This window comes from Stenotrophomonas sp. YJH_SMC_27, from assembly GCF_059369815.1.
In genome coordinates, this window is record NZ_JCAFTA010000003.1 from 153,322 (window position 1) to 177,249 (window position 23,928).

Consider the following 23,928-nt stretch of genomic DNA (forward strand, 5'->3'; position numbering starts at 1 on the left):
ATCCTGCCGCCCATGCGCGCCGACCGCCTGCTCATTGCCATTGCCGTGTCCCTGCTCGCCACGGCCTGCCAGCGCCCGCCTGCTGCGCCCGCCACGCCCGAACAGGCCCGGCAACAGGCCATGCAGCGCGCGTTCGAACTGTGCGCCGGTTGCCACACCGTGCAGCCCGGCGGCATCCACCGCTTCGGGCCGAACCTGCATGGCGTGATCGGCCGCCGCGCCGGCAGCTTGCCCGACTACGGCTATTCCGAGGGCATGCGCCGCGCCGACATCACCTGGAGCGCGCAGACCCTGGATGCCTTCCTGCAGTCGCCCACCCACGTGGTGCCCGGCACCCGCATGTACAACGCCTTTCCCAGCGCCGAACGCCGCGCGCTGGTGATCGCCTACCTGCAACAGCAGTCGGCTCAGTGAGCGAGGCGCTGCAGCTGATGCTGCAGCCGGGCCACGAACGCCGTTACGGCTGCGAACACCGGTGCCGGATCGGTTTCGCCCGCATCCTGCAGGCGCTCGACCAGTGCGTTGGCCTGCCCGGCCAGCACCGTCGCCCCAACCGCACCCAGGCCGCCGGCCAGGCGATGCAGGTGCAGCGCCGCGGTTTCGCGGTCGCCGGCCTGCACGGCGCGTTGCACGGCCGCCAGATCGCCCTCGCTGGCCTGCAACAGGCTGTCGCGCAGCTGCTCGGCCACCACGCGTGAGCCGAACCGCCGCTGCAGGCTGGCCAGATCAGGCAGCGTCCCGCCATCGTCGGCAGCGGGTCCGGCCTGCGGCTCCGCAACCGATAGTCCCTGCGCCTGCGGCAACCAGCGCAGCAGCGCGGCGCGCAGGGTTGCCAGCGACAGCGGCTTGGACAGTACTTCGTCCATGCCGGCCTCGCGGCAGCGCCGTGCATCGTCGTCCAGTACGCTGGCGGTGAGCGCCAGTACGGTCAGCCGCGGCTGGCCGTTGCGACCCTCGCGTTCGCGCAGCAGGCGGGTGAAGGCGAAGCCATCCAGCACCGGCATCCGGCAATCGGTGATGACCAGATCGAACGGCTCCGACGCCAACCGGTCCAGCCCCTGCTGGCCATCGCCGACCAGCACATGCGGCACACCCAGCTGCTGCAGGCGCCAGGCCATCATCGCCTGGTTGGTCGGATGATCTTCGATCACCAGCACGCGTGCCTCGCGCAACGCCGGCGGCAGCAGCGCCGCCTGTTCCTCCTCGGCGGCAAGCGCTTCAACATCGCCACGGCCGGCTTCCACCAGCGACAGCCGCACCTCGGCGCGGGTACCCTCGCCCAGCGTGCTGTGCAGCTCCAGTTCGCCGTCCATCATCTGCACCAGGCGCTGGCAGATGCTCAGGCCCAAGCCGGTACCACCATGGTCACGCTGGATGTATGCACCGGCCTGGGTGAACGGCGCAAACAGGTGCTGCAGCTGTTCCGGCGCGATTCCGATGCCGGTGTCGGTGACGCTCAGGCACAGCGGCTGGCTGCCGTCTTCGGCGGTCGGCCCCAGCACTTCCAGCTGCAACCGCACTTCGCCGCGCACGGTGAACTTGATGGCGTTGCTGAGCAGGTTGAACACGATCTGGCGCAGGCGCACGCCATCCACTTCGTGCGCCGCTGCCAGCTGTGGGTCGATCTGCACGTGCAGGTCCAGCCCACGTGCACTGGCCTGCGCCGACAGCAACCGGCACACGCTCTCCAGCAAGGGCCGCAGCGGCTGCGGCACCGGTTCCAGGCGCAGTGCGCCGGCCTCCAGCCGCGAGTAATCGAGAATATCGTCGAGGATCTGCCGCAGCATCTGCGCGGAATCCTCGATCACGTCGAGAATGCGCTGCTGCTCGGCATCCAGCGGCGAATGGGCCAGCACCTCAAGCATGCCCAGCACGCCGCTCATCGGCGTGCGGATCTCATGGCTCATGGTTGCCAGGAAACGCGACTTCGCCTCCGCGGCCTGTTCGGCCTCTGCCTTGGCCGCAGTCAGGGCCTCGGCCTGCGCACGCGCCTCGCTGACGTCCACCCAGTAACCACTCCAGATCACCGCGCCCGCTTCCGCAGCATAGGGATGGGCCTGGCTGCGCACCCAGCGCGCGCCGGTGCCTTCAGGACGCAGCCGGAACTCGAGAATGAGCGGCGCGAACTGCCGCGCCGCCTGCTCGACCGCATGCAGGATGTGCTCGCGGTCATCTTCCTCGATGCGCTCCAGCAGGCAGGTTGCATCCTGTTCGGCCTGCTGCCGGCTGATCCCGAACAACGCCTGCAGGTCGCCGGCAATGAACGGGAAACTGAGGGTTCCGTCAGCCGCACGGCGTGCCTGATAGACCACGGCGGGCAGGTTGTCGGTGACTTCGGCCAGGCGCTGTTCCAGATGGCGACGCCCGGCTACCTCACGGCGCAGCCGCCAATGCCCGATGGCGTGCACCAGCAGCGCGGTAAGCAGCACCAGCAGCAGCGGCACGCCCCAGCGCGCCACGCGGGTCCACTCGAGGCCGTTGCGGTATTCGACGGCCAGCCAGTCGCCGCGCAGGGCTTCGCGCTTGCGTGGGGTCATCTGCAGCAGCAGGCGGTCGAAGGTGGTGGCCAGGGCGGCATGGCGACGCTCGACAGCCAGCACCAGCTGATCGTTGAAGCCGGCCGGTGCGGCCACCTGCAGGCGCCCCGGGAAGCGGTTGCGCAGCAGGTGGTCCACCACGGCCAGATTGCCTATATAGGCGTCGGCGTCGCCATTGATCAGGCGCTGCAGGGCCTGTTCCGCGCTGCGCGCCGCGATGATCCGGGCCTGCGGTGCCTGCTGCAGCACATAACCACGCACGCGCTCCGGATCGGACAGCAGCACCCGCTTGCCCTGCAGGTCTGACAAGCCCAGCAGCGCCGGGCTGTCGCGCCGGCTGACGATCACGTTCGGCACGCTGATGAAGGGCTGGCTGAACACCCAGTCCGGGCCCAGGTAGCGCGAATCGGCCGGAATGCCCATTACCGCCTGCAGCTCGCCGCGGCGCGCCTTCTCGCGCACTTCGTACCAGTCATGGCTGTTTTCCACCTGCAGGTTGGCGCCGGCCTGCAGCAGGCGGCGCAGGTATTCGCTGGCCAGGCCGCTGGGGTTGCCATCCTGGTCGGCGAACGACAGTGGCGCCGCGTTCGGCGCGAAGCCGATCCTCAACGGTTGCTCCAGTACCCGCTTCTCGGCCTGGCTCAGCGCCAGCTGCGCCGATGCCGACCACCGCGGAGGTGGCAGCCAGCGCTGCGCCAGCGCATCGCGCTGGGCCTGGCTGGTCGCGGCCAGCGCCAGGTCCAGCGCTTCGGCCAGTGGCTGCTTGCCGTTGGGAATGCCGAAGTGCAGTCGCTCCGGCGGGAGATCGCTGGGGCGCAGCAGCACGACGCCCTGCAGGTCCTCGCGGGCGATCAGTTCGGTGGCCACATAGGCATTGCCGATGTAAACGTCGGCCTTGTCGTCTCTGACCATCTCCAAGGCCGCCAACGAGTTGTTTGCGACAAGCTGGCGCGCATGCGGAAAGCGGGCGCGCACCTGGGGCCCGGTCAGGAAGTCCTGCTCGATCACCACCCGCAGTCCGTCCAGATCGGGATTGTCGGAGGCACGCAGGTCATCCGGGCGCCCCACCAGGGCCAGCGGGGCCTCGCCATAGGCGGCGGTGTAGACCATGCAGCGGGTGCGGTCGGCACTGAGCCCGACGTTCATCACCACATCAATCTCGCCACGACATGCCGCATCCAGCACGGATGTCCAGTCGGAGTAGCGCCTTGCCTCCACCTTCACGCCCAACTGACGGGCAAGAAGCGACAGATAATCCGGACCCAGGCCAACCTGTTGACCATCACGGAGGGACTCGAACGGTGGCCAGCCACTGTCATACTGACCCACGACGATGCTCGGATGGGCGGCCAGGTACTCGCGCTGCAGGGGGCTGAGCGGCAACGGCCCGGGCACCGCCTGCGCCAACGCTGCCGGCAGCGCCAGTACGACCAGCAGCAGGACCAGCCCGCGAACAGCCCAGCTACGCATCGGCGTCGATCTCCTAGAATCCTGCCAGGGACCGCGATGGTCGCGGCCCAGCCAGCCCGGTGGCCATACTAGAGCATGAGCTTGCGCATCATCATCGCAGACGACCACCCGGTGGTCCGTATCGGTACCCGCGCCGTCATCGAATCGAGCGGGGTGGGCCGCGTGGTCGGCGAAGCCGACAGCGCGCAGGCGCTGATGGCCCTGCTCGGCAGCCAGCCCTGCGACCTGCTGGTGACCGACTACTCCATGCCGGGCAGCCCGCAGGCCGACGGCTTCGCCATGATCGGCATGATCCGCCGCCGTCATCCAGACCTGCCGGTGCTGATGCTCAGCGTCTCCAGCAATCTGGCGATCCTGCGCATGGTGCTCGACAGCGGCGTGCTCGGCCTGGTCGACAAGAGTTCGTCGATGGACGAGCTGCCGCAGGCCATCCAGTCGGTCTACCGCGGCCAGCCCTACATCAGCCGCAGCCTGCGCGAGCGGGTCGAGGCTGCCGGCAGCTGGCGCATGCGCGAGGGTGACGGCAAGCCGCTGTCGCCACGCGAGGTGGAGGTGCTGCGGCTGCTCGGCACCGGCATGACCGTGAAGGAAATCTCGCTTCAGCTGCACAAGAGCGTCAGCACCATCAGCCGGCAGAAAGGTGATGCCATGCTCAAACTGGGCCTGAAGGGCGACGCCGAGCTGTTCGATTACCTGCGCGACGGCAAGATCTGAGAGCCAGATCGCACAAGAAGGGCATCTGGCACTGCCCTCTTTGACGGACCGCCGATCTGTGCCAAGATGGTGGGGCATGAGTTCCCAATGCGAGGTCGAAGGAATCGACCGGCTCATGTCCTCGCTCCCGTCCCTGGTGGACGTGGCGCGGTTCCCTGCCGGCCGTCTGGCCCGGCAACGCTGACCATGGAGAGGCGCATGCAACATCCCCCCAAGCTACGCTGGACCCTGCCGTTGCGGCCTCTGCGCGCATTCGCGGCGTGCCTGCTCGTCTCTCTTTCCGCTGCCGCCTGCAGCGCCGCCGATCCGGTCCCCTCGTCCTCCCAGCCCGGCGCCCCTGCGCAGGCTGCCAATGCGCCCCGACAGGATGTTGCCACGATGCAGAACACCTCTCCCGACACCGCCGTTACCCCGCCCGACGCGCCGACCGTGATGTATTTCACCTATCAAGTGGATGGCGATGGCGCGACCTCCTATGAGGTCCAGAACGGCAGCGTGGCGACCTTCTGGTTCGGCCATACCTTCACCCTCGACGGCACCACGTATTACACGGGTTTCTCCTGGGATACCCGCGAGCACTACGGCAAGCCGGGCGAGCAGTCGCCGGCCGGCCCGGATGACCGCGCCAACCTCGCCGAGGCCACCTTCGTGCTGGCCGGCAGCGACGCGAACAAGCCCTGGAAGTTCCGTGGCCAGGAATGGACCATCGGCGCACTGGGCGCTTACGACAAGGCCGACGATATCGATACCCGGCGCAAGCTGCTTGAACATCGAACCGCCGACGGTCGCCTGTTGCTGGCGGTGCCGACCAGCAGCTTCGACCGCGGCATCAGCAGCACCGGCTATGCACTGCTGCTGTTCAACCCCAAGCGCAGCGAAGACGACGTGGACAGCAAGGTCTGGCGCTATGTCGGTTCGGTGCGTACGGGCGAGGACAACAGCGCCGCCTGCGACGAAGGCAACGTGATGCCCTGCACCGGCAGCGACGGCGAACTGGCCTTCGCTGCCGACGGCAACGGCCTGCCGCGACTGACCGTGACCTTCAAGGGCACCACCCTCGAAGGCCCCGGCAGGACCCGCACCCTGGGTGCCGGCGACACCGTGCACTACACCTTCGACAGCGCGACCCAGCAGTACCTCGCGCGCTGAAAGCACCCGCCACGCGCGGGTCCCCTGTTGACCGACATGTTCTTGACTCACGGATGAGTCCGGTTGGCGATTCGCGGCATGCGCCGCTCCATCAACCCCGAGGAAAAACGTCATGGCACAGCATGACTACAGCAGAAAGGAAGTCCTGGACATCGTCGAGCAGGTCGCCAGGCAGAAGAGCATTCCGGTCGACGACTTCATGCGCTTCGCGTACATCGAGACCGGTGGCACGTTCAACGAGCGCGCCCACAACGCGTCATCCGGCGCCAAGGGCCTGTTCCAGTTCGTGCCCGGGTCCGCACGCCAGTACCACCTGACCGGCCACGAGTTCGACCCCACCCGCAACACCGAAGCGGCCGCGCAGATGTACCAGGACAACCTGGACTCGATGGCACGCCGCAACGAGCGCACCGGCCACCCGTACCTGTCCGGCGACAGTACGCCGACCGGGCTGGACCTGTACCTGGCCCACCAGCAGGGCAGTGCCGGCTATGGCTCGGTGCAGACCGCCATTGCCACCGGCACCTTCGGCGTGGTCCGCAACAGCCACGGCGACGAGATCAACATGCGCCGCAACGTGCTGAACCAGATCGGGTCGGACGCGAAGGCGCTGACCGGCCACAGCCTGGCCGAAATGCGCGGCATGAACGATGGCGACCTGGCACGGGCCTTCTCCAGCTACTACATCCACAAGTACGCAGCGATCAGCATCCCGGAAAAGAACATCGAACCGCAGGCGGTGGCACAGGGCCAGGCCCCGGCCGCGCCTGCACAGGCCAGCGCAGCCGTGGCGGCCGGTGCTGCCACGCTGGCGGCAACCGCAACAGCCGCTGCCGCGCCGAAACCGGGCATCGAACTGCAGGCCGCCTACGAGGCCGGCGTGAAGTACGACGATGTGAAGTACGCCATCAACATTCCGGGCCACGCGCTGTACGTACCGGGCAAGACCGGCAAGAACGTGGACCAGGGTTACATCGATTGCTCCGGCTGGGTCGGCACGCTGCAGAACCGGACCATGGACGAGATCAACCAGAAGGCCGGGCATGCGGTGTTCAGCAAGGCCGATCGCATCGACCTGGGCAACCTGGGTTCCGGCGGCATCGTGCGCAAGGCATTCGACCAGTCCGGCGTGCTGCTTGACCGCGACGCGATCCTCAAGCCCGGTGCGCTGAAGGAAGGCATGATCATCGGCCTGGATACGGCCAGGACCCGCCATGAACACTGGAACGGCATCGACCACATCGTGATGGTGGTGCGCGACCCGAACACCGACAAGCTGCTGATCAGCCAGTCCACCGGCAGCAAGGGCGTGCACACCATGCCGGTGGAGGACTACCTCAAGCAGGTGAAGGACCACCCGCACTGGAAGCTGTTCGCGTCCGATCCATTGTCCAAGGCCCGTGACCTGCTGGAAAACCGCACCCAGTCGCACGAGCAGACCCAGGGCAAGGCCAACGCCGAGCACAAGGCGGCCGCCACGCCGCACGCCGAACTGTACAAGCAGGGCGCACACAGCGAGGGCGTGCGCAAGGTGCAGGAGCAGCTGGGCCACCTGGGCTACGTCGGCGCCGACGGCAAGCCACTGGTCGAGGATGGCCGCTTCGGCCGCAACACCGACGCGGCAGTGCGCCAGCTGCAGAAGGACAACGGCCTGGTCGTCGACGGCATCGTCGGTCCGAAGACGCTGGAAGCGATCAAGGAAGCACGCGAACGGCCCTTGCTGAACGACGAGCGGCACCCACGCAATCCGATGTACCTGCAGGCCACCGAGGGCCTGGAGCGGCTGCCGGCAGGTACCTTCAAGGATCGCCACGCGCTGGAAAGCGCCGCCGCGGCCCTGACCAAGGAGGCGCATGCCGCCGGCCTGCAACGCATCGACACAGTGGTGCCGAGCCCGAACGGTGAGCGCCTGTTCGCCGTGCAGGGCACGATCGGTGACCCGGCGGCCAGCCGCGTGGCGGTGGAGACCCGTGCCGCCAGCGAGCAGAGCCTGGCGCTCAGCAGTGGTGCCGTGCAGGGCGCCCCAAACGTGCTGCACCAGCAGCAGGATGCCCAGCAGGAGCAGGCCCGGCAGGCACAGAAGGCGATGGGCGTCTAAGCCCGCAGCGCCTTGGGAGAGAAGGGAGGGCCACGTCCGCGTGGCCTTTTCCCTTTCTGCCAGCTGAGCGGCCGGGGCCGCTTTCAGCCTTGCTTCATGCCGCCTGCCGCTAGATGAATGCGCAAGCCGCACGGTGGACCAGGCAATGTTCCGGCAATGTTGGAACGCCAGCGTGGACACCACGGCAGCCGGGGCGCCCCGCGCCCTCCCTGCCCAGCGTGGCATGCACCTCACAGGAGAACGAACATGCTCAGTACTTCCGCACTCAGCTTCCGTGGTCTGGCGATGGCTCTGGCATTGGTGGCCAGTGTGGCCGTGGTCAGCGATGCCAGCGCGATGTCGAGGAAGGACAAGCGCACCCTGGTCGGCGCCGTGGTCGGTGGCGTGGCCGGCAACCTGCTCTCCAACGGTGATCCTGCCGCCACCGTGGGCGGCGCCGTGGCCGGCGGCGCGATCGGCAACCTGACCACCTCCGACCGCCGCGACCGTCGTTACTACGACAACCGCCGCTATGACGACCGCTACGATCGTCGTTACGACCGTGGCTATTACCGCAGCGGCTACTACGACCGCGGTGACAACCGTCGCTGGCAGCGCGAGCGCTACTACGACAACCGCTACTACCACGACCGCGGTCGCCATCGCGGCTGGTAAGCGGCACGGCATCTCCCGTGCCGATGCACGGACGGGCGGGTCGATGACCCGCCCGTTTGCGTTGGCCACGTGCATGGCGTTGAATGCGCAGCCTTGGATGCGACTTTCCCCACCGGGGCTGCGGCATGACTTCTTCCTCCCACCGCGTGCAGGGCCTGAACAACGACGAGGTTGCTGCCGACTGGCCACCGATCAGCGCGGCGGACATTGCGTGGCTGCGCCAGCGCTACCCTCAGCTGGACGAGCAGAGCCAACCGCGCTGGCACAGCCCGCGGCCACTGTCGGCCGCCGCCATCGTCAATGGCAGGGACGGCGCGGTGTTCATCAAGCGCCACCACCACAGCGTGCGCAGCGCGGCCTGCCTGGAAGAAGAACACCACTTCATCGCCCATCTCGCCGCCGCCGGCGTGCCGGTAGTACAGGTGCTGCCGGCCACCGATGGCCACACTGCCGTCGAGCATGGCGAATGGACCTTCGAGCTGCATGCGGTTGGCGTCGGTGAGGACCTGTATCGCGACGCGGTGTCGTGGTCGCTGCTGACCGATATCGCGCAGGCCCGTGAAGCCGGACGCGCACTCGCACAGCTGCACCGTGCCGCCGCCAGCTACCACGCGCCCCAGCGCAGCACCCATGTGCTGGTCGCGCGCGACGATCTGATCCGCGCCGACGATCCGATCGCGGCCATCAAGGCAGGGCTGCACGAGCGCCCCGCGCTGGCCCGCTATCTCGCGCGCATTCCGTGGGAAGCGCAGCTGCAGCGTGACGTGCTGCCGTGGCATGCCGGCCTGGCCAAGCGCCTGCGCGACGAGCCGCGGCTGTGGGCCCACAACGACTGGCATGTTTCCAACCTGCTGTGGCGCGATGGGCAGATCAGCACCGTGCTGGATTTCGGCCTGGCCTCGCCCACCAGCGCACTGTTCGACCTCGCCACCGCGATCGAGCGCAACGCGGTGGCGTGGCTGGAGCTGGAGCGCGGCATGGAGGCGGTGCGCATCGATATCGCGCTGGCCCTGCTCGACGGCTACCGCCAGGTACTGCCGCTGTCGGCGGCACGCGTGCACCTGCTGGCCGACCTGCTGCCGATGGTCCATTTCGACTTCGCACTGTCCGAAGTGGAGTACTTCGAAGGTGTCACCGGCTCGACCGCGAATGCCGACGTGGCGTGGCAGCCCTTCATGCTGGGGCACCCGGCGTGGTTCCACAGCGCGCCGGGACAGGCATTGCTGCAGGCCCTGCACGCGGCAGCCTGAAGGGCGCCGGCTCGCAAATCCGTACCATTTGTAGTGAAATGGTCACCTGAAGCGGGGGTGCCTGGATCTGCCAGGCTGAGAGAGTCCCTTGGAACCTGATCCGGTTTGCACCGGCGTAGGGAGCTTTGAGCCGCAGCCACACCCCCGTCATGGGCCGGTGCACCTGCGCGCCGTCGCTTCGTCTCCCTTGTTGTCCGAAGACGAATCGAATGAACCGCTGCCTGCGCCCCACCCTGCTCTCCCTCGCCCTCTGCGCCGCGCTGCCGCTGCACGCCAGCGAGGCCGAGGCGTCCCCCGATGCGGCTGCCACCGGCGCCGAGCATTCGCCGACCGAACTGGCAGCGGTGCGCGTGCAGGCCGGCAAACCGAAAGCCGATACCTCGCGCGTGAACGCCTTCGGTGGCGGCAGCTGGAAGGACACGCCGGCCTCGGTGAACGTGCTCGAGCGCGACTATCTCGACCGTCGCCAGGTGCGTTCGCTGTCCGAGCTGGCCAGCAACGATGCCTCGCTCGGTCATGCGTATGCGCCGGTGGGTTACTACCAGAACATCGCCATCCGTGGCTTCGCGCTGGACGCCGCCACCGGCTACCGCTTCAACGGCCTGTCCATCGCCGGCGAACAGCGCCTGGCGCTGGAGAACGTGCAGTCGGTGGAGATCCTCAAGGGTGAAGCCGGCCTGGCCGCAGGCGTGATGGCACCGGGTGGCATCATCAACTACATCGGCAAGCGCCCGGCCGAAGTGCGCACCGCCACGCTCGGCACCGATTCGGAAGGCTCGCGCTACGTCGCCGTCGATGTCGGCCACTGGATCACCCCGCGCTTCGGCCTGCGCCTGAATGCCGCGTGGGATTCCAGCAATTCCTATGTCGAGCACGCCGATGGCCGCCGCAATTTCTACTCGCTCGCGGCCGACTGGCTGATCGGCGAACGCGGCAAGCTGGAGGTGGACGCCAATTACCAGACCAGTTCGCAACGTTCGGTGTCCGGCTACCAGCTGCTGGGCGCGCGTGACCTGCCGCGCGGCGTCGACCGCGAGCACCTGCTCGGCTACCAGCCGTGGCAGCGCCCGGTGGATATTGCCAGCACCAACATCACCGCGCTGCACACCTACGATTTCAACGACGCCTGGCAGTCCCGCGTGTCGGTCGGCCACAGCCGGTCGGTGATCGATGACAACGTCGCCTTCGCCTATGGCTGCTACTACGCCGTGCAGTGCGCCGATGGCAGCGTGCCCGGCAACTACTTCGCGCCCAATGGCGACTACGACGTCTACGACTACCGCAGCCCGGACGACACCCGCCGCAACCAGCAGGCCCGTGCCGAGCTGCGCGGCCGTTTCGAGACCGGCAGCGTCGGCCATGAGCTGACCCTCGGTGCCGACTACTTCCGCCGCACCGTGGACAAGCGCCCGAGCGTCAACGAGTACGTCGGCACCAGCAACATCCACGAGGCACCGGTGCCGGTGTTCGAGCCGTCGCCGAAGATGCCCGGCCCGTCCGCACGTCGCCTGGACAGCCGCCAGACCGCCTTCTTCGCGCTGGACCGGATGAGCTTCGGTGACGACTGGCAGTGGCTGGCCGGTGGCCGCTTCGTGCGCCTCGATGAGCGCGCCTACGACAAGCGCGGCACCCCGCAGCGGCACAGCCGCCTGTCACGCTTCCTGCCGCAGACCGCGCTGGTGTGGAAGGCCACCGACCAGCTCAACGCCTATGCCAGTTACGTGCGCGGCATTTCGCTTGGCCAGGAAGCGCCGTTCTGGACCAGCAATGCCGACACCTTCCTGCCGTCGGTGCAGTCGCGCCAGCTGGAAGTGGGCGTGAAGTACGTGCCGGTCGAGGCGTTGACCCTGGGTGCGGCCGTGTTCCGCATTTCGCAGCCGTACCAGTACGCCAGGCCGGACAACAGCGACGTGGGCTACACCTTCGTCGAGGAAGGCACCCAGACCCACACCGGCCTGGAGCTGACCGCCAACGGCCAGCTGACCGACGCATTGCAGATCGTGGCCAGTGCCAGCGTGCTGCAGGCGCGTGCGCGCGACACCGGCACGCCGGCTTATGAAGGCCATCAGCTGGTGAATGTGCCGAAGGTGCGGGCCAGCGTGCACCTGGCCTACGCGCTGCCGTTCGTGCAGGGCCTGGATGTCACTGGCGGCTGGCGTTATGCCGGTGCCAACGTGGCACGCGCCGACGGCGGCGTGCGCGCACCGGACTACTCGGTGTTCGACGCTGGTCTGCGCTTCCAGCATCGCCTGCACGAGCGTGCGGTGACCTGGAACCTGTCGGTGGACAACGTGTTCAACCGCTTCTACTGGCGCGATACCGGCAGCAGCGGCGGTGACTACTACCTGTTCCCCGGCGCACCGCGACAGGCCCGCCTATCGGTGACGTTCGCGCTGTGAGCGGCGTGATGCTCGAGTGGACCGCCGCACTGTGCAGCATCCTTGGCGTCTGGCTGATGGCCCGGCGCCGGCTGGTGGCGTGGCCGGTGGGCCTGCTGTCGGTGACGCTGTACGGGCTGGTATTCGCCGAGGCCAAGCTGTACTCGGATACCCTGCTGCAGGTCGCCTTCGGTGGCTTCCTGGTCTACGGCTGGCTCAACTGGCGGCAGCATGCCGCCGACGAGGGCAGCATCCGCATCGTGCCGCTGGCGCGCGGCACGCTGCTGCGCGACCTGGCCATCGGCCTGTGTGGTGGCGTGGCGCTGGGTGCAGCCATGCACAGCTTCACTGATGCCGCCCTGCCGTGGTTGGACGCGCTGCTGACCGGTCTGAGCCTGGTCGGGCAATGGTGGCAGGCACGCCGCCACGTGGCCTGCTGGTGGGTGTGGATCGCGGTGGACGTGGTCTACGTGGGCGCGTACCTGTTCAAGTCGCTGCACGTGACCGCCGCGCTGTACGTGTTCTTCCTCGGCCTGGCCGTGTTCGGCCTGCGCGCATGGAGCGCCGCCGCGCGCGAGCCACAGGTGGCAACGCAGTAGAGCCACGCCATGCGTGGCGGGCTACCGGTAGTCGCCAACCTGGGTTGCCGCGCGCCTGCCGACCAAGGTCGGCATCTACCCACCACATCCACGCATGGCGTGGATCTACTTCGGCTCCAGCAACAGGCCCAACCGCAGCGGCTGGCGCATGTCGGCCGGCGGGGCTGCCTGCAACGGCGCGCCCTGCAGCGTCGCGCGCAGGTCTGCGTCGACCTGGGCGTCACCCAGGCTGTCGAATTCCAGCTTCGAGATGCGGCCATCCGCCGCGATCCACACGCTCACCGGCAGCGGCGTCGGTGCGTCCGGATGTGCCTGCAGCCATTCCAGCACGCGCTGCGCCTGCGGGTCCTGCTCCTGCTGCAGGCGCTGCTGCAGCTGGCCACCGACCGCAGCGGCGTAGGCCATCCAATGCGCAGGGGCGTCCTGCGCGGACACCGCGGCGCTCCCCAGTGCCAGCGCACCGAACACCGCGGCCAGCGGCCGCCACCAGCGGCGTGCGCCGGTTGTGTTCCTTGCCATCGCCATCGCCCGCCCCTGCGCTCTCATCCAACGGCTGATGGTCGGGGCGGCAGATGACAGGCAGATGGCGGCACAGTAGAGCCACGCCATGCGTGGCTGCTACGGGCAACGTGCGTACCATCCACGCGTGGCGTGGATCTACTGGAACAGAGCGGCCAGTAGCATGCGCAAGGACGAGAGCCGCGATCAGTCGCCCAGATCGGCCAGCACTTTGCGCGAGGGCGCGAAGAAGGTCACGCCGGTGGTGGCGGTGGAGAAATCGAGGATGCGGTCGTGCAGCGGCGCGGGATTGCCGATGAACATGCGCTCGAGCATCTTCTCGATCACCCACAGGCGGCGCGTGTAGCCGATGAAGTAGGTGCCGTATTCGCCGCGGCCCGGGTTGGCGAACGGCATGTTGTCGCGCAGGATCTCGTGCTCGCCGTCGGCGTCCTCGATGGTGCACAGGGTCTTGTGCGATTTCTGCGCATCGGCCGGTGCATCGTCCAGCTCGATGTTGTCGTGCTTGGTGCGGCCGATGATCGCCTCCTGCGCCTCGGTCTTCTGCGCGCGCCAGGCATCGAGATTGTGCAGGTACTTCTGCACCACCACGTAGCTTCCGCCGGCATGTTCCGGGTCTTCCTCACCCACGATCGTGGCTTCCGGCAGCGACAGCCCTTCCGGGTTGGCGGTGCCGTCGACGAAATCGAGCAGGTCGCGGCCATCGAAATAGCGGAAGCCAGCCACGTCATCGACCGCTTCCACCGCATCCCCGAAGGCCATCAGCAGGTTGCGCTCGAACGCCACGATCAGGTCCATCGTGCGTGCACGGATGTGGTACAGCAGGTCGCCCGGCGTGGACACGGCGGTGTGGGTGGCGCCCTTGATCTCGCGGAACGGCTTCAGCTCGCGCGGCGGCGTGGTGCCCACCAGCGGCTGCCACACACGGTGGCCGATGGCCACGTTGCAGGTGAAGGTGCGTTCGATCTCGCGGATGGCGGTGTTCTTGATCAGGTCGTCGGTGCTGGCCAGCACCTCGCGCGCCCTGGCGATCGACGCCTCATCATCCTTCACCTTCAGCACCAGGAACGCCGCCGAATGGGTCAGTGGCGCGGTGATCTGCTGCGGCTCATTGTCGAGCGTGTGGTTGACGGCGGTGATCTGGGCGGGCTGGGTGTTCACGGTATTCCTGCGGGCTTGAGGCGGGCGCGTCGCGTGTGGCGATGTGCGGGCGATCATAGCGGAACCGCCTGACCGGGGACGGAGCGGTTCTCGTTCCGTCCACCAGCGAAGGTACGAAGACCTCAATCCACATCACTCCAGACCGCCAGCTCGTAGCCATCCAGGTCGCGGAAGTGGAAGCGGCGGCCGCCGGGGAATGCGAACACCGCCCGCACCACCTCGCCACCGGCAGCGACTACGCGCTGCTGCGCGTCGGACAGGTCCGCGCAATACACGATCACCAGCGGCCCTCCGTGGACACGCACCGGCACGTCGGCCACGAAGCCGCCCTTCAGGCGGCCATCGTCGAATTCGGTGTAGGCCGGGCCATAGTCGGTGAAGTGCCAACCGAACACCTCGCCGTAGAGGCGTTTGCTGCGGGCAATGTCGGCGACGTTGAATTCGATGTTGTCGATGCGGCGTTCGGCATCGCGGGATGCGGCGTGGCTCATGGCGTGGCTCCGTGTTGGGAGCCCAGCATCGATCAATGCAGCACCGTGGTCTTGAACAAAACGGCCATCATTGCCCCCACTCCAGGCGCAGTTCACTGGCGGTCACGCCAGCCAGTTCGCGCGCCTCGCGGCTGAGGTGCGCCTGGTCGGCATAGCCGGCCTCGGCGGCCAGCATCGCCAGGGAGTGCTGCGGCAGCGCGCGGCTGTGGCGCAGGAAACGTTGCAGCCGCAGGATCCGTTCCAGCGTCTTGGCGCCGTAGCCGAACTGCGACTGGCTGAAGCGTCGCAGGCTGCGCGGGCTCAGGCCGACGTGCGCCGCGAGCGTGTCCAGCGTGGCGTGGCCGGCGGCGAGCGCCTGGAACAGGGCATGTGCGCGCGTGGCGGGGGTGTCGAGCACGGCCGCACCCATATGCTGTTGCAGGCAGTGCGCCATTCGCTGCAGGCGCTGTGCAGGCGCGGTGTCACCAATGGAGGCTGCAGCCCTGATCGCCCACGCGCCCTTCAGATCAGCCAGTGGCACGGCCTGGCCGATGATCCCGGCCAGGGGCAGGCCCAGCGCGGCCAATGCCTGGCCAGGACGGAAGCGTGCCCCCAGCACCTGCGCACCGGGTGCCAGCGCCGGGTGCGCGGCCACGCGGTCCGGGCCGACCACGAACAACGCACCGTCGCGCCAGAGGATATCCACGCAACCGTCAGGCAGTACGGTGATGTGCCCATCGGCATCGTCAGGAAGCTGGCTCTGCCACAGCTGGCCAAAGTGGCCGCGCAGCGGCGCAGGCGCCGGATGCTCCTGGTAGGCCGTGCCAGTACCTGCGAGGGGGGAAGAGTCGCCCATGCCGCATTGTCGCGCTACAGGGCCCATAAAAGTGAAGCCCGGCGCGAGGCCGGGCTTCGGTTGGCGTGTGGGAGAGAGAGAGAGAGTCACACGCCAGCACAACACGCACTAACGACAGGCGTTTGTTACCAGGTGAAGCGCGGGCCCACGAACCACTCGCGGTCGCCGGCCTTGGCCAGCTTCACTTCGCCGCTCAGGCCCCAGTTCTGGTTGAACTTGGCGGTGGCGCCGACACGGCCGTAGAACTCGCCGTCCGGGTTGTAGCCATGCTTCTTGCTGAAATCTTCGTAGCCGGCCATCACATAGCCTTCCACGTACGGGTTGAACGCGGTGCGCACGCCCACTTCGGTGGAGTAGCCGTTGAAGTCCAGGCCGTGCTTCATGTCGTACTTCTGGTACGCAACGCGAGCCACCAGGTCGGTGTTCGGTGCGATGCCGTAGTTGTAGCCGGCGCCGATGCGCCACTGGTCGACATCGTTCTTGAACTTGTCGGTCTCCTGCGCGCTGTAGTCGCCGAAGATATGGAAGTTCGGGTGCACCGCAACGGAACCCTTCACCTTCCAGCCATCGGCGTCGCCGCCCTTGGCATCGGTGTTCACGTAGCCGCCTTCAACGTAGTTGTACGACAGGCCATCGGTTGCCGATGCAGCGAACGGCAGGGCAGCCAGAAGACCCAGGGCAAGCAGCGAATTCTTGTTCATCGGGACACACCTTTAATTATTTTGGTTTCGTCGGCCGCCTCCCGGGAGGGGGAGAGAGAGGAGGCGATCGACAGGTGTGAATTATCCGTTAGGGGGTCTAATCAACCCTGAATATTGAACTGACTGGTATATAAATATGGGCGACGTTCAGGGAACTCCGCATGCCGCACACATCCGCCGCGTCACCGCTGTTGCGGGGACGTGCCCGCCGTAGGGTGCGCGAGCTGCTGCTCATCATCCCTGCGATGATGCTGCAGGCGGCCGAGCGCAGCCAGCCTCCTGCGCGCATCGTGATTCAGACGGACGATGTCACGCGTTTCTTCCATGTGCTGGATGCCAGCGCTGGAAAGCCGAGTGCCGACGATCTGCAGCGCGGCTATCTGGATGCTGGCACAGACGCTCTGCGCAGCTTCACCGACAGCCGTATCGGCTCGATGGAGCGGCTGGCCAGGGCCATCCGGGACACGCCGGCATTGTTTGCGAAAGCGAGAACCTGCGCGACAGCATTGCCATCGATCCGCATGCGCGTCGCCGCTGCCGTCGATCAGCTGGGCACCTTGTTGCCGTCTGCGGCGCTTTCCCCCGGTCACCGTACTGGTGGGCCGCGGCAACAGTGGTGGCGTGACCGCCGAAGCAGGCGTGGTCATTGGACTGCAAGCGCTGTGCGACGCCGACTGGATGCAGGCCGATGTCGGCGACCGTTTCGTGCACCTGATTGCCCATGAGTACGTGCACGTGCAACAGCCAGGTGCACGCGTGGAAGTCGAGCGGCCCCCCCTGCTCTATCAGGCGCTGCTGGCAGCCAGCCGGTGGCGGCCCGCGTGCGCTGGCATCGAGGCGGTGCCGACGGCACTTCGATGAACTCCGCTTCATGCTGATGAATACGTGCTTCTGAACAGGCACAAGGCAAGCCGGCCGATGCACGTCCGCCCGCGTGATCCTGCTTGTTAAGTTTTGTTGATCGAACGTCTTCACAGCGCTTCCACGTCTTCCAATTCCAGCTGAAAGCACGGGCTAGCGCCGGGAACAAACGCCGCTATATTCCAGCTTCCCCAGACGAAGGAGGGAGTTGGAAATGAAACTGACCAAGCAGCACATCAACGCAGCACGCGCCATCACCGTCGCCATCGTGGCCACCGTAAGCCTCGGCGCTTGCGCCACCTACAAGGACGAGTTCGCAACCATCAACTCGCGCCTCGATCAGCTCGACGTAAAGGTGCAGGGCGCTGCCCAGAGTGCCGAGTCCGCCAACCAGTCGGCGCAGCAGGCCAACCAGCGTCTGGACCAGATCGAAGGCCGCGTACAGCAGCTTGAAAGGGCACCGGCCGGTCGCAAGCCGCGCGGCTGATAGCTCTCTCACCCTTTGAGTTGATCAACCTCTGTATCGGGAACCAGTGGCCTTCGCCGGCCACTGGCATCCTTCCACCCAGAATTGCATTGCAAGGAGCCGTCCCATTCGTACCTCCTCCTCCCCTGCACGCCGCGTCTTCCATGCCGCACTGGCGTTGGCACTGGCCGTTGCGTGCAGCGGCGCAGCCAGCGCCAAGGGCAAGGACAAGGAAGCGCCTGAACAACGCATTGCCGCCGTTGATGAACTTCCGCCCGACCAGAGCGTGTCCGAAACAGTGATCGAGCTGGCCGGCTGGGTGGTCGCCAGCAAGGACAACCAGGGCTATCCGTTTGCGGTCATGGACAAGGCGGCGGCGCAGGTTCTGGTCTTCGGCGGTGACGGCAAGCTGCGCGGCGCAGCACCGGCGCTGTTTGGGTCGGCGATCGGCGACCACTCCGCACCGGGCGTCGCCAAGCTCGCACTGAGCGCGATTCCCGGCCACGACCGCACCACGCCTGCCGGCCGCTTCATTGGCGGTTACGGCCCGTCCGACGATGCCGGACGCGTGCTGTGGGTGGACTACGATTCCGCGGTTTCAATGCACCCGCTGCCGCCGGGCAGCCCGAAGGAAAAGCGTGCCGAACGACTGGCATCGCCCACGCCGGACGACAACCGCGTCACCCACGGTTGCATCAACGTCTCGCCCGCGTTCTACGAGCAGATCGTGCACTCCACGTTCGAGAAGGGCGGTGTGTTCTACATCCTGCCGGACAAGGATTCGATCGCGAAAACCTTCCCGGAGTTCGCACAGAGCCGTGGGAATGCGAAGGAAGAAGACGAGAAGGGCGCGCGGCGCGCGAGCAAATAGAGCGCGTTTGCGTAGCGGAACTCAGGAGGCGGTAGCGCCAGCAGCCTGCGCCAATGCGGCCGCGAGCGCGTCGCCCTTCCTCTCGCTGTAGCGGTCCACCAGGTAGTCCGACCGGCCACGCGTCAGCAGCGTGAACTTCACCAGCTCTTCCATCACGTCCACCACCCGGTCGTAGTACGGCGAGGGTTTCATCCGCCCGTCGTCATCGAATTCCTGCCAGGCCTTGGCCACCGATGACTGGTTGGGGATGGTCAGCATGCGCATCCAGCGACCGAGCACGCGCAACGTGTTGACGGTGTTGAACGACTGCGAGCCGCCGCTCACCTGCATCACCGCCAGCGTCCTGCCCTGCGTGGGCCGCACGCTGCCATCTTCCAGCGGCAACCAGTCGATCTGGTTCTTGAACACGCCGGTGACCGTGCCATGCCGCTCGGGGCTGACCCAGACCTGGCCTTCCGACCACTGCGACCACGCACGCAACCGCTGCACTTCAGGGTGGCTCGTGTCCACGCTGTCCAGCATGGGCAGCGCATGTGGATCGAACATGCGGGTTTCGCACCCCAGATGGCGCAGCAATCGCTCGGCTTCGAGCGCCAGCTTGCGGCTGAAGGACTGCGGCCGCAGCGAGCCGTAGAGCAGGAGGATGCGTGGCGGCCCCAGATCTGCCGCGGCGAGCTTGTGATGATTGGGCTGGGGCAATGACGATTCCACCAGATTGGGCAGGTCAGGGCTTGTGATTGGCTTATTCATTCGATTATTCTAGAAATATGGAAACGTTAAATGCAATCACCGCCCTCACCGCGCTCGGTCATGCCACCCGCCTGGCTTCTTTCCGCCTGCTGGTGGAGGCTGGCCCGGCAGGGCGCATGGCGGGCGACATCGCCACGGCCCTGCAGGTGCCCCCAGCCACGCTCAGCTTCCACCTGAAGGAGCTGGTGCAGGCCGGGCTGGTGGAGAGCGAAAGCCAGGGCCGCCATGTCTGCTATCGCGCCAACTTCGATGCGATGAACGGCTTGATCCAGTACCTGACGCACAATTGCTGCGCGGGTTCGCCGGACCAGCAGTGCGCGGCAAGCGAACCGGCCTGCAGGTGCTGAGATGAAGCCAGACCCCGTGATTCGTGCCGGCACACGCGACGACCTGTCCTGCATCCGAGACCTTCTGCAGCGGGCGCAGTTGCCCGTGGCCGATCTGGAAAGCAGCGAGGTCGTGTTTCTCGTCGCAGACCTCGACGGCGTCCCCGTGGGCGCCGTTGGATTGCAGGTTTTCGGCGCCTCGGCGCTGCTCCGCTCCCTGGTGGTGTCTGATGACCGACGCGGCACCGGCCTTGGACGCGCATTGCTGGCAGCGGCCGAAGAGATGGCCCACCGTATGCAGGTCAGGGAACTGGTGCTGCTGACAACATCGGCAGGCTCGTGGTTCGCGCGGCACGGCTATGCCGGATGCGATCGCGCGCAGATAGCGGAGGCGATCCGCAGCTCTGCCGAGTTCACCCGTCTCTGTCCGGGCAGCGCGCTTTGCATGTCCAAGCCACTCACTGACCACGGAAGCCACATGACCCGTAATGTCCTGTTCCTCTGCACCGGCAACAGCGCCCGCAGCGTGCTTGCTGAAGCCACCCTGCGCGCCTGGGGCGGCGATCGCTTCAGCGCATTCAGTGCGGGCAGCCAGCCCACTGGCCAGATCAACCCCTTCGCGCTGGCCCAGCTGCAGGCCGAAGGAATGCCCATTGAAGGGCTGCGCAGCAAGTCGTGGGATGAGTTCGTGGATGCACCGCCGACGGACCTGGTGATCACCGTGTGCGATTCAGCCGCAGCGGAGGCCTGCCCGGTGGTGTTCGGTGACTTCATCCGCAGCCACTGGGGCCTGCCCGATCCGGCGGCCGTAGCGGGTAACGATGCCGACAAGGTCGCGGCATTCGCGCAGGCCCATGCCATCGTGAAGCTGCGACTGCGTGCATTGCTCGCCTTGCCTGACTCATTGTGGTCCGACCGCGAAGCGCTGCAGCACGCGCTGGATCAGATTGGACAGTTGCAGCCGACCGACAGCATGCCGTGACTTCCCGCATGAATCTGTTCGAACGCCACCTGACGCTTTGGGTCGGGCTTTGCATTGCGGTCGGCACGCTGCTGGGCCACTTCCTACCCGGTGCTTTTGCCGCGCTGGCATCCGCAGAGATCGCCAAGGTCAACCTGCCGGTTGCGGTACTGATCTGGCTGATGATCATCCCGATGCTGCTGAAGGTCGACTTCACTGCGATGCGCCAGTTGCAGCAGCACTGGAAGGGCATCGGCGTAACGCTGTTCATCAACTGGGCGGTCAAGCCATTCTCGATGGCGCTGCTGGGCTGGCTGTTCCTGCGCCATGCCTTCGCCGACTGGTTGCCCGCAGCACAGATCGACAGCTACATCGCCGGGCTGATCCTGCTGGCGGCCGCGCCCTGCACCGCCATGGTGTTCGTGTGGAGCAACCTGTGCCGTGGCGATGCCAACTTCACCCTGAGCCAGGTGGCGTTGAACGACGCGATCATGGTGGTGGCCTACGCGCCGGTGGTTGCACTGCTGCTAGGCCTGTCGGCGATCACCGTGCCGTGGGATACCCTGCTGCTGTCCGTTGGCCTCTACATCGTGGTGCCGGTGCTGCTGGCTGCGTTGCTGCGGCGCTGGATCCTGATGCATCGTGGCGAGGCGGCGTTGCAGCGGGTGCTTCGCAAGCTTGGGCCCGTCTCGCTGTGTGCGCTGCTGCTCACACTGGTGCTGCTGTTCGGCTTCCAGGGCCAGCAGATCGTGAAGCAACCGCTGGTGATCGCACTGATTGCGGTGCCGATCCTGATCCAGGTCTATTTCACTTCCGGCCTGGCCTACCTGCTCAATCGTCGCCTGGGCGTGGCGCATTGCGTGGCCGGCCCTTCAGCACTGATTGGTGCCAGCAACTTCTTCGAATTGGCGGTTGCCACCGCGGTGGGGCTGTTCGGCGTGCATTCGGGGGCTGCGCTGGCGACGGTAGTTGGTGTGCTGATCGAGGTGCCGGTCATGTTGTCTGTGGTGCGGATCGTGAACCGTACTCAAGCCTGGTACGAGAGACGCGAAGAGCACTGACAGACCGGAGTGCGTCGAAGTCTATTTACGTCCTTCGCCCCGCACTGTCGTCATCGGCCTGGTGGGGTACCCGTACGCCACGTCATCAACTTCGACCCATGTCGCATATTCCCCATGCCGCTACGGACGTTGCGGCGCCTGCGTCTGCGACGGCTTAACAGCATGCAAAAATGCCAAAAGCGTCTTTGATCAAGCATTGAATGCAACTGTTCTGATTGGCACCGCGCAGCAGCACGCGTACAGATGACGTGCCATCGAAAAAGGATGGCCGGGCTTCGAAAACCCGTGCGCTTGTTTGACAACGCTTGCCCGCCGGCGTCACCCCTCGTGGCGCCGGCGGGCATTCCGTCTGCCGGTCATGGCGGGCGGAGCGTGGAGGCCTTGTGCCTGCCGGTTTCAACAAGCGCCCGGTTTTCGAACCACGTCTCCGCCCGCCACCTTTGCGTGGCGGCTGCCGTCTGTCCTGCACGGAGCCCTTGCCATGAGCACACCCGAATCCTCCCGGCTGCGCACGCAGTACGTACCCGCCAACGCGGACGCGCCTTCGGAGGCGGCGCACGCGCGCGATCCTCTCGGTTTCATCGCCACGCTCGACCGCATCGGCAAGGGCGCTGCCGCCGACGGCCAGCCCTGGCCCGAACGTCATCAGATGCCTGGCCGCCGCATGTCCTTGGCCGACGCGGATTGCGCATTGACCGGCCTGCGCGTGGCGTTGGAAATGCTGCTGGCTGCCGAGCGCGTGCGCCAGAACGGACCCGACGAGGAGTACGTGGGCGACCGCGTGATGGAGGGCCTGATGATGGCCAGCCTGTCGCTGGCCGCACAGGTCAGCGCACGCATGCGGCCGGAAGGGTAATACGGGGAACAACGCACACTGCAGCGCCGTGCGCGGCCCGGCGCTGCGGAGCGCGCCACATCACTCGCAGAGCGCGCTGTCTTCCTTCAACGCGGCATCCTGCAGTGGTTGGCGCTGTTCGATCTGCTGACGTTGTTCCGCCGTCGGCTCACCCAGCCACCACACACGGCAGCGTGCGGTGAGACGGCCGACCATCTTCGACTGGTCGGGTGAATACAGCATCGCCAACGCGGTACCGGGGCAGTCATGGGCCTGGCAGGCGGTATAGAACCACCACGGCTCGCCCTGCAGCACCACCAGATCGCCAGGACCGCTGGGCCCGCTCAACAGGCGTTCGCGCAGCGATGGAATCTCCTTGTCAGCGGATTCGGCTGCAGCTGTGTTCTTCATCAGGGCGTTGAACGCGGCCAGTACCTTCGGGTCCTCGCGGCCGCAGTCGTCCACGGTATTGCCGCCCACCAGGGTGAAGAAATGCGTCGCCAGCGGGTTGTCCGCGCAGGTGAGTTCGCCGCCGGCACTCGGGTCTTCCGGTTCGCCTTCGTTGTCCCACACCGAGGGGTCCACACCGTCTTCGGCGGGCGGTTCCTTCTCGACCACCGTCGCCGCGGCGGCCGGCGCTTCGGCGGTCGGCGCTGGCGCCACAGCAGGTGCAGTCTCGCCAGTCTTTTCCGGTGCCTGTCCGCAGGCTGCCAGCAGCGCGGCCATCATCGCCATCCCTGTGATTCGCATCTTCATCGCGTGTCCTTGTCTGATCTGCGCTGCGTCCGCCGAATCGACGGCCGCATGATTCTAATGCGCTGTTCGCCGAAGATGGCTTTGTGCTGCAGAGCAACCAGCTGCCGATGCGCGGCCGCAGCGCGATCGAGGCCGCGTATGCCGGCCGGGGTGGCAGTCCGTTGCGGCTGCGTGCGTTGCCGTATTCGATGGAGGGCAGCACGGGCTACATCATTGGTGCGTACAGCTACGGCAGCAACGTGAGGGATACCGGCAAGTTCACGCTCATGCTGAAGCGCGAGGGGGATGGGCCGTCGTTGATTTTATCGGACATGGACAACAGCAACGCGCGGCCGCGCGCGCGGTGATGAATGCCGCCGGGCATGGCCCGGCGCTGCTGGGCGCCAACCAAGGTTGGCAGCTACCAGAAGCGGGATCCGTCCTGGATCTACGCCATGCGTGGATGGGGCGCGCATAAAAAAACCCCGGCGCGTGGCCGGGGTTTT

Annotated in this window: 22 protein-coding genes, 3 pseudogenes and 1 riboswitch; of the genes and pseudogenes, 17 read left to right on the top strand and 8 right to left on the bottom strand. The window is 66.7% G+C overall.

The features are described from left to right. The first annotated feature begins 12 nt into the window (after positions 1-12). Complete coding sequence (locus tag AC5P7R_RS06715; protein WP_021202094.1) at positions 13-414, top strand: c-type cytochrome; 402 nt, start codon at positions 13-15, stop codon at positions 412-414. Here the strand turns inward: AC5P7R_RS06715 and AC5P7R_RS06720 are convergent. Next, entirely contained in the window at positions 408-4,007 is a 3,600-nt protein-coding gene (locus AC5P7R_RS06720; protein WP_134729734.1) for an ATP-binding protein, read from the bottom strand. The genes AC5P7R_RS06715 and AC5P7R_RS06720 overlap by 7 nt on opposite strands. A 75-nt stretch (positions 4,008-4,082) precedes the next feature. On the opposite strand from AC5P7R_RS06720, the gene AC5P7R_RS06725 reads away from it, so the two are divergent. The 7 genes from AC5P7R_RS06725 to pnuC all read left to right on the top strand — a co-directional run bounded on the left by AC5P7R_RS06725 (position 4,083) and on the right by pnuC (position 12,849). Next, positions 4,083-4,721 carry a response regulator gene (locus tag AC5P7R_RS06725; RefSeq protein ID WP_019661903.1) on the top strand — a complete coding sequence of 213 codons (639 nt, stop codon included), beginning with the start codon at positions 4,083-4,085 and terminating at the stop codon, positions 4,719-4,721. 378 nt (positions 4,722-5,099) lie between these two features. Next, positions 5,100-5,870 carry a hypothetical protein gene (locus AC5P7R_RS06730; protein ID WP_134729736.1) on the top strand — a complete coding sequence of 257 codons (771 nt, stop codon included), beginning with the start codon at positions 5,100-5,102 and terminating at the stop codon, positions 5,868-5,870. A gap of 112 nt (positions 5,871-5,982) precedes the next feature. After that, entirely contained in the window at positions 5,983-7,968 is a 1,986-nt protein-coding gene (locus tag AC5P7R_RS06735; protein WP_478436143.1) for an XVIPCD domain-containing protein, read from the top strand. A 246-nt stretch (positions 7,969-8,214) separates the two neighbouring features. Next, a complete protein-coding gene (locus tag AC5P7R_RS06740; protein ID WP_021202098.1) occupies positions 8,215-8,622 on the top strand; it encodes a glycine zipper 2TM domain-containing protein in 408 nt (135 codons plus the stop codon). A gap of 125 nt (positions 8,623-8,747) precedes the next feature. Beyond that, the gene (locus AC5P7R_RS06745; RefSeq protein ID WP_111104927.1) at positions 8,748-9,872 is read left to right on the top strand and encodes a phosphotransferase enzyme family protein; all 1,125 of its coding nucleotides are present in this window, start codon (positions 8,748-8,750) and stop codon (positions 9,870-9,872) included. Between the two features lie 43 nt (positions 9,873-9,915). Further along, a riboswitch (TPP riboswitch) is annotated at positions 9,916-10,011 on the top strand. Between the two features lie 70 nt (positions 10,012-10,081). Further along, positions 10,082-12,271, top strand: a complete 2,190-nt coding sequence (locus tag AC5P7R_RS06750; protein WP_478436142.1) for a TonB-dependent receptor — start codon at positions 10,082-10,084, stop codon at positions 12,269-12,271. An 8-nt stretch (positions 12,272-12,279) separates the two neighbouring features. Further along, positions 12,280-12,849 carry a nicotinamide riboside transporter PnuC gene (gene pnuC, locus AC5P7R_RS06755; RefSeq protein WP_031269344.1) on the top strand — a complete coding sequence of 190 codons (570 nt, stop codon included), beginning with the start codon at positions 12,280-12,282 and terminating at the stop codon, positions 12,847-12,849. A gap of 105 nt (positions 12,850-12,954) precedes the next feature. Here pnuC and AC5P7R_RS06760 read toward each other — a convergent pair whose 3' ends face one another. The 5 genes from AC5P7R_RS06760 to AC5P7R_RS06780 form a co-directional block, all read right to left on the bottom strand. Then, positions 12,955-13,374, bottom strand: a complete 420-nt coding sequence (locus tag AC5P7R_RS06760) for a hypothetical protein (protein ID WP_207049752.1) — start codon at positions 13,372-13,374, stop codon at positions 12,955-12,957. A gap of 180 nt (positions 13,375-13,554) precedes the next feature. Continuing rightward, complete coding sequence (locus AC5P7R_RS06765) at positions 13,555-14,529, bottom strand: Dyp-type peroxidase (protein WP_058980203.1); 975 nt, start codon at positions 14,527-14,529, stop codon at positions 13,555-13,557. Positions 14,530-14,651: 122 nt separating this feature from the next. After that, the gene (locus AC5P7R_RS06770; RefSeq protein WP_478436141.1) at positions 14,652-15,020 is read right to left on the bottom strand and encodes a VOC family protein; all 369 of its coding nucleotides are present in this window, start codon (positions 15,018-15,020) and stop codon (positions 14,652-14,654) included. 67 nt (positions 15,021-15,087) lie between these two features. Then, entirely contained in the window at positions 15,088-15,855 is a 768-nt protein-coding gene (locus tag AC5P7R_RS06775) for a helix-turn-helix transcriptional regulator (RefSeq protein WP_188250455.1), read from the bottom strand. Positions 15,856-15,980: 125 nt separating this feature from the next. Beyond that, the gene (locus AC5P7R_RS06780) at positions 15,981-16,556 is read right to left on the bottom strand and encodes an OmpO family porin (RefSeq protein WP_021202106.1); all 576 of its coding nucleotides are present in this window, start codon (positions 16,554-16,556) and stop codon (positions 15,981-15,983) included. 245 nt (positions 16,557-16,801) lie between these two features. On the opposite strand from AC5P7R_RS06780, the pseudogene AC5P7R_RS06785 reads away from it, so the two are divergent. The 3 genes and pseudogenes from AC5P7R_RS06785 to AC5P7R_RS06795 all read left to right on the top strand — a co-directional run. Then, positions 16,802-17,354: pseudogene (locus AC5P7R_RS06785) on the top strand (DUF2268 domain-containing putative Zn-dependent protease); the annotation flags it as partial. 277 nt (positions 17,355-17,631) lie between these two features. Then, on the top strand, positions 17,632-17,904 hold the full coding sequence (locus AC5P7R_RS06790) for a hypothetical protein (RefSeq protein ID WP_005407606.1): 273 nt from the start codon (positions 17,632-17,634) through the stop codon (positions 17,902-17,904). 157 nt (positions 17,905-18,061) lie between these two features. Then, positions 18,062-18,754, top strand: a complete 693-nt coding sequence (locus tag AC5P7R_RS06795; protein ID WP_134729755.1) for a L,D-transpeptidase family protein — start codon at positions 18,062-18,064, stop codon at positions 18,752-18,754. 21 nt (positions 18,755-18,775) lie between these two features. Here the strand turns inward: AC5P7R_RS06795 and arsH are convergent, their stop codons facing one another. Next, positions 18,776-19,504, bottom strand: coding sequence for an arsenical resistance protein ArsH (gene arsH, locus AC5P7R_RS06800; protein WP_111104908.1), 729 nt, complete (start codon positions 19,502-19,504; stop codon positions 18,776-18,778). 17 nt (positions 19,505-19,521) lie between these two features. On the opposite strand from arsH, the gene AC5P7R_RS06805 reads away from it, so the two are divergent. The 5 genes and pseudogenes from AC5P7R_RS06805 to AC5P7R_RS06825 all read left to right on the top strand — a co-directional run bounded on the left by AC5P7R_RS06805 (position 19,522) and on the right by AC5P7R_RS06825 (position 22,708). After that, entirely contained in the window at positions 19,522-19,851 is a 330-nt protein-coding gene (locus AC5P7R_RS06805) for an ArsR/SmtB family transcription factor (protein ID WP_021204021.1), read from the top strand. Between the two features lies 1 nt (position 19,852). Then, positions 19,853-20,272, top strand: a pseudogene (arsN2, locus tag AC5P7R_RS06810) (arsenic resistance N-acetyltransferase ArsN2); the annotation flags it as partial. A gap of 36 nt (positions 20,273-20,308) precedes the next feature. Continuing rightward, on the top strand, positions 20,309-20,812 hold the full coding sequence (locus AC5P7R_RS06815) for an arsenate reductase ArsC (protein ID WP_241744953.1): 504 nt from the start codon (positions 20,309-20,311) through the stop codon (positions 20,810-20,812). A gap of 8 nt (positions 20,813-20,820) precedes the next feature. Then, entirely contained in the window at positions 20,821-21,852 is a 1,032-nt protein-coding gene (gene arsB, locus AC5P7R_RS06820) for an ACR3 family arsenite efflux transporter (RefSeq protein WP_134729759.1), read from the top strand. Between the two features lie 481 nt (positions 21,853-22,333). Continuing rightward, positions 22,334-22,708, top strand: a complete 375-nt coding sequence (locus AC5P7R_RS06825) for a hypothetical protein (protein ID WP_346483974.1) — start codon at positions 22,334-22,336, stop codon at positions 22,706-22,708. A 60-nt stretch (positions 22,709-22,768) separates the two neighbouring features. Here AC5P7R_RS06825 and AC5P7R_RS06830 read toward each other — a convergent pair whose 3' ends face one another. Beyond that, positions 22,769-23,443, bottom strand: coding sequence for an Ivy family c-type lysozyme inhibitor (locus tag AC5P7R_RS06830; RefSeq protein ID WP_346483975.1), 675 nt, complete (start codon positions 23,441-23,443; stop codon positions 22,769-22,771). 59 nt (positions 23,444-23,502) lie between these two features. On the opposite strand from AC5P7R_RS06830, the pseudogene AC5P7R_RS06835 reads away from it, so the two are divergent. After that, positions 23,503-23,790 (top strand): annotated as a pseudogene (locus tag AC5P7R_RS06835) (YybH family protein); the annotation flags it as partial. Positions 23,791-23,928: the final 138 nt, after the last annotated feature.

Bases quoted from the DNA above. Each gene is read 5' to 3' on its own strand.
- AC5P7R_RS06715 (WP_021202094.1), top strand. From the start codon at position 13: ATGCGCGCCGACCGCCTGCTCATTGCCATTGCCGTGTCCCTGCTCGCC.
- AC5P7R_RS06720 (WP_134729734.1), bottom strand. From the start codon at position 4,007: ATGCGTAGCTGGGCTGTTCGCGGGCTGGTCCTGCTGCTGGTCGTACTG.
- AC5P7R_RS06725 (WP_019661903.1), top strand. From the start codon at position 4,083: ATGAGCTTGCGCATCATCATCGCAGACGACCACCCGGTGGTCCGTATC.
- AC5P7R_RS06730 (WP_134729736.1), top strand. From the start codon at position 5,100: ATGCAGAACACCTCTCCCGACACCGCCGTTACCCCGCCCGACGCGCCG.
- AC5P7R_RS06735 (WP_478436143.1), top strand. From the start codon at position 5,983: ATGGCACAGCATGACTACAGCAGAAAGGAAGTCCTGGACATCGTCGAG.
- AC5P7R_RS06740 (WP_021202098.1), top strand. From the start codon at position 8,215: ATGCTCAGTACTTCCGCACTCAGCTTCCGTGGTCTGGCGATGGCTCTG.
- AC5P7R_RS06745 (WP_111104927.1), top strand. From the start codon at position 8,748: ATGACTTCTTCCTCCCACCGCGTGCAGGGCCTGAACAACGACGAGGTT.
- AC5P7R_RS06750 (WP_478436142.1), top strand. From the start codon at position 10,082: ATGAACCGCTGCCTGCGCCCCACCCTGCTCTCCCTCGCCCTCTGCGCC.
- pnuC (WP_031269344.1), top strand. From the start codon at position 12,280: ATGCTCGAGTGGACCGCCGCACTGTGCAGCATCCTTGGCGTCTGGCTG.
- AC5P7R_RS06760 (WP_207049752.1), bottom strand. From the start codon at position 13,374: ATGGCGATGGCAAGGAACACAACCGGCGCACGCCGCTGGTGGCGGCCG.
- AC5P7R_RS06770 (WP_478436141.1), bottom strand. From the start codon at position 15,020: ATGAGCCACGCCGCATCCCGCGATGCCGAACGCCGCATCGACAACATC.
- AC5P7R_RS06775 (WP_188250455.1), bottom strand. From the start codon at position 15,855: ATGGGCGACTCTTCCCCCCTCGCAGGTACTGGCACGGCCTACCAGGAG.
- AC5P7R_RS06780 (WP_021202106.1), bottom strand. From the start codon at position 16,556: ATGAACAAGAATTCGCTGCTTGCCCTGGGTCTTCTGGCTGCCCTGCCG.
- AC5P7R_RS06790 (WP_005407606.1), top strand. From the start codon at position 17,632: ATGAAACTGACCAAGCAGCACATCAACGCAGCACGCGCCATCACCGTC.
- arsH (WP_111104908.1), bottom strand. From the start codon at position 19,504: ATGAATAAGCCAATCACAAGCCCTGACCTGCCCAATCTGGTGGAATCG.
- AC5P7R_RS06805 (WP_021204021.1), top strand. From the start codon at position 19,522: ATGGAAACGTTAAATGCAATCACCGCCCTCACCGCGCTCGGTCATGCC.
- AC5P7R_RS06815 (WP_241744953.1), top strand. From the start codon at position 20,309: ATGACCCGTAATGTCCTGTTCCTCTGCACCGGCAACAGCGCCCGCAGC.
- arsB (WP_134729759.1), top strand. From the start codon at position 20,821: ATGAATCTGTTCGAACGCCACCTGACGCTTTGGGTCGGGCTTTGCATT.
- AC5P7R_RS06825 (WP_346483974.1), top strand. From the start codon at position 22,334: ATGAGCACACCCGAATCCTCCCGGCTGCGCACGCAGTACGTACCCGCC.
- AC5P7R_RS06830 (WP_346483975.1), bottom strand. From the start codon at position 23,443: ATGAAGATGCGAATCACAGGGATGGCGATGATGGCCGCGCTGCTGGCA.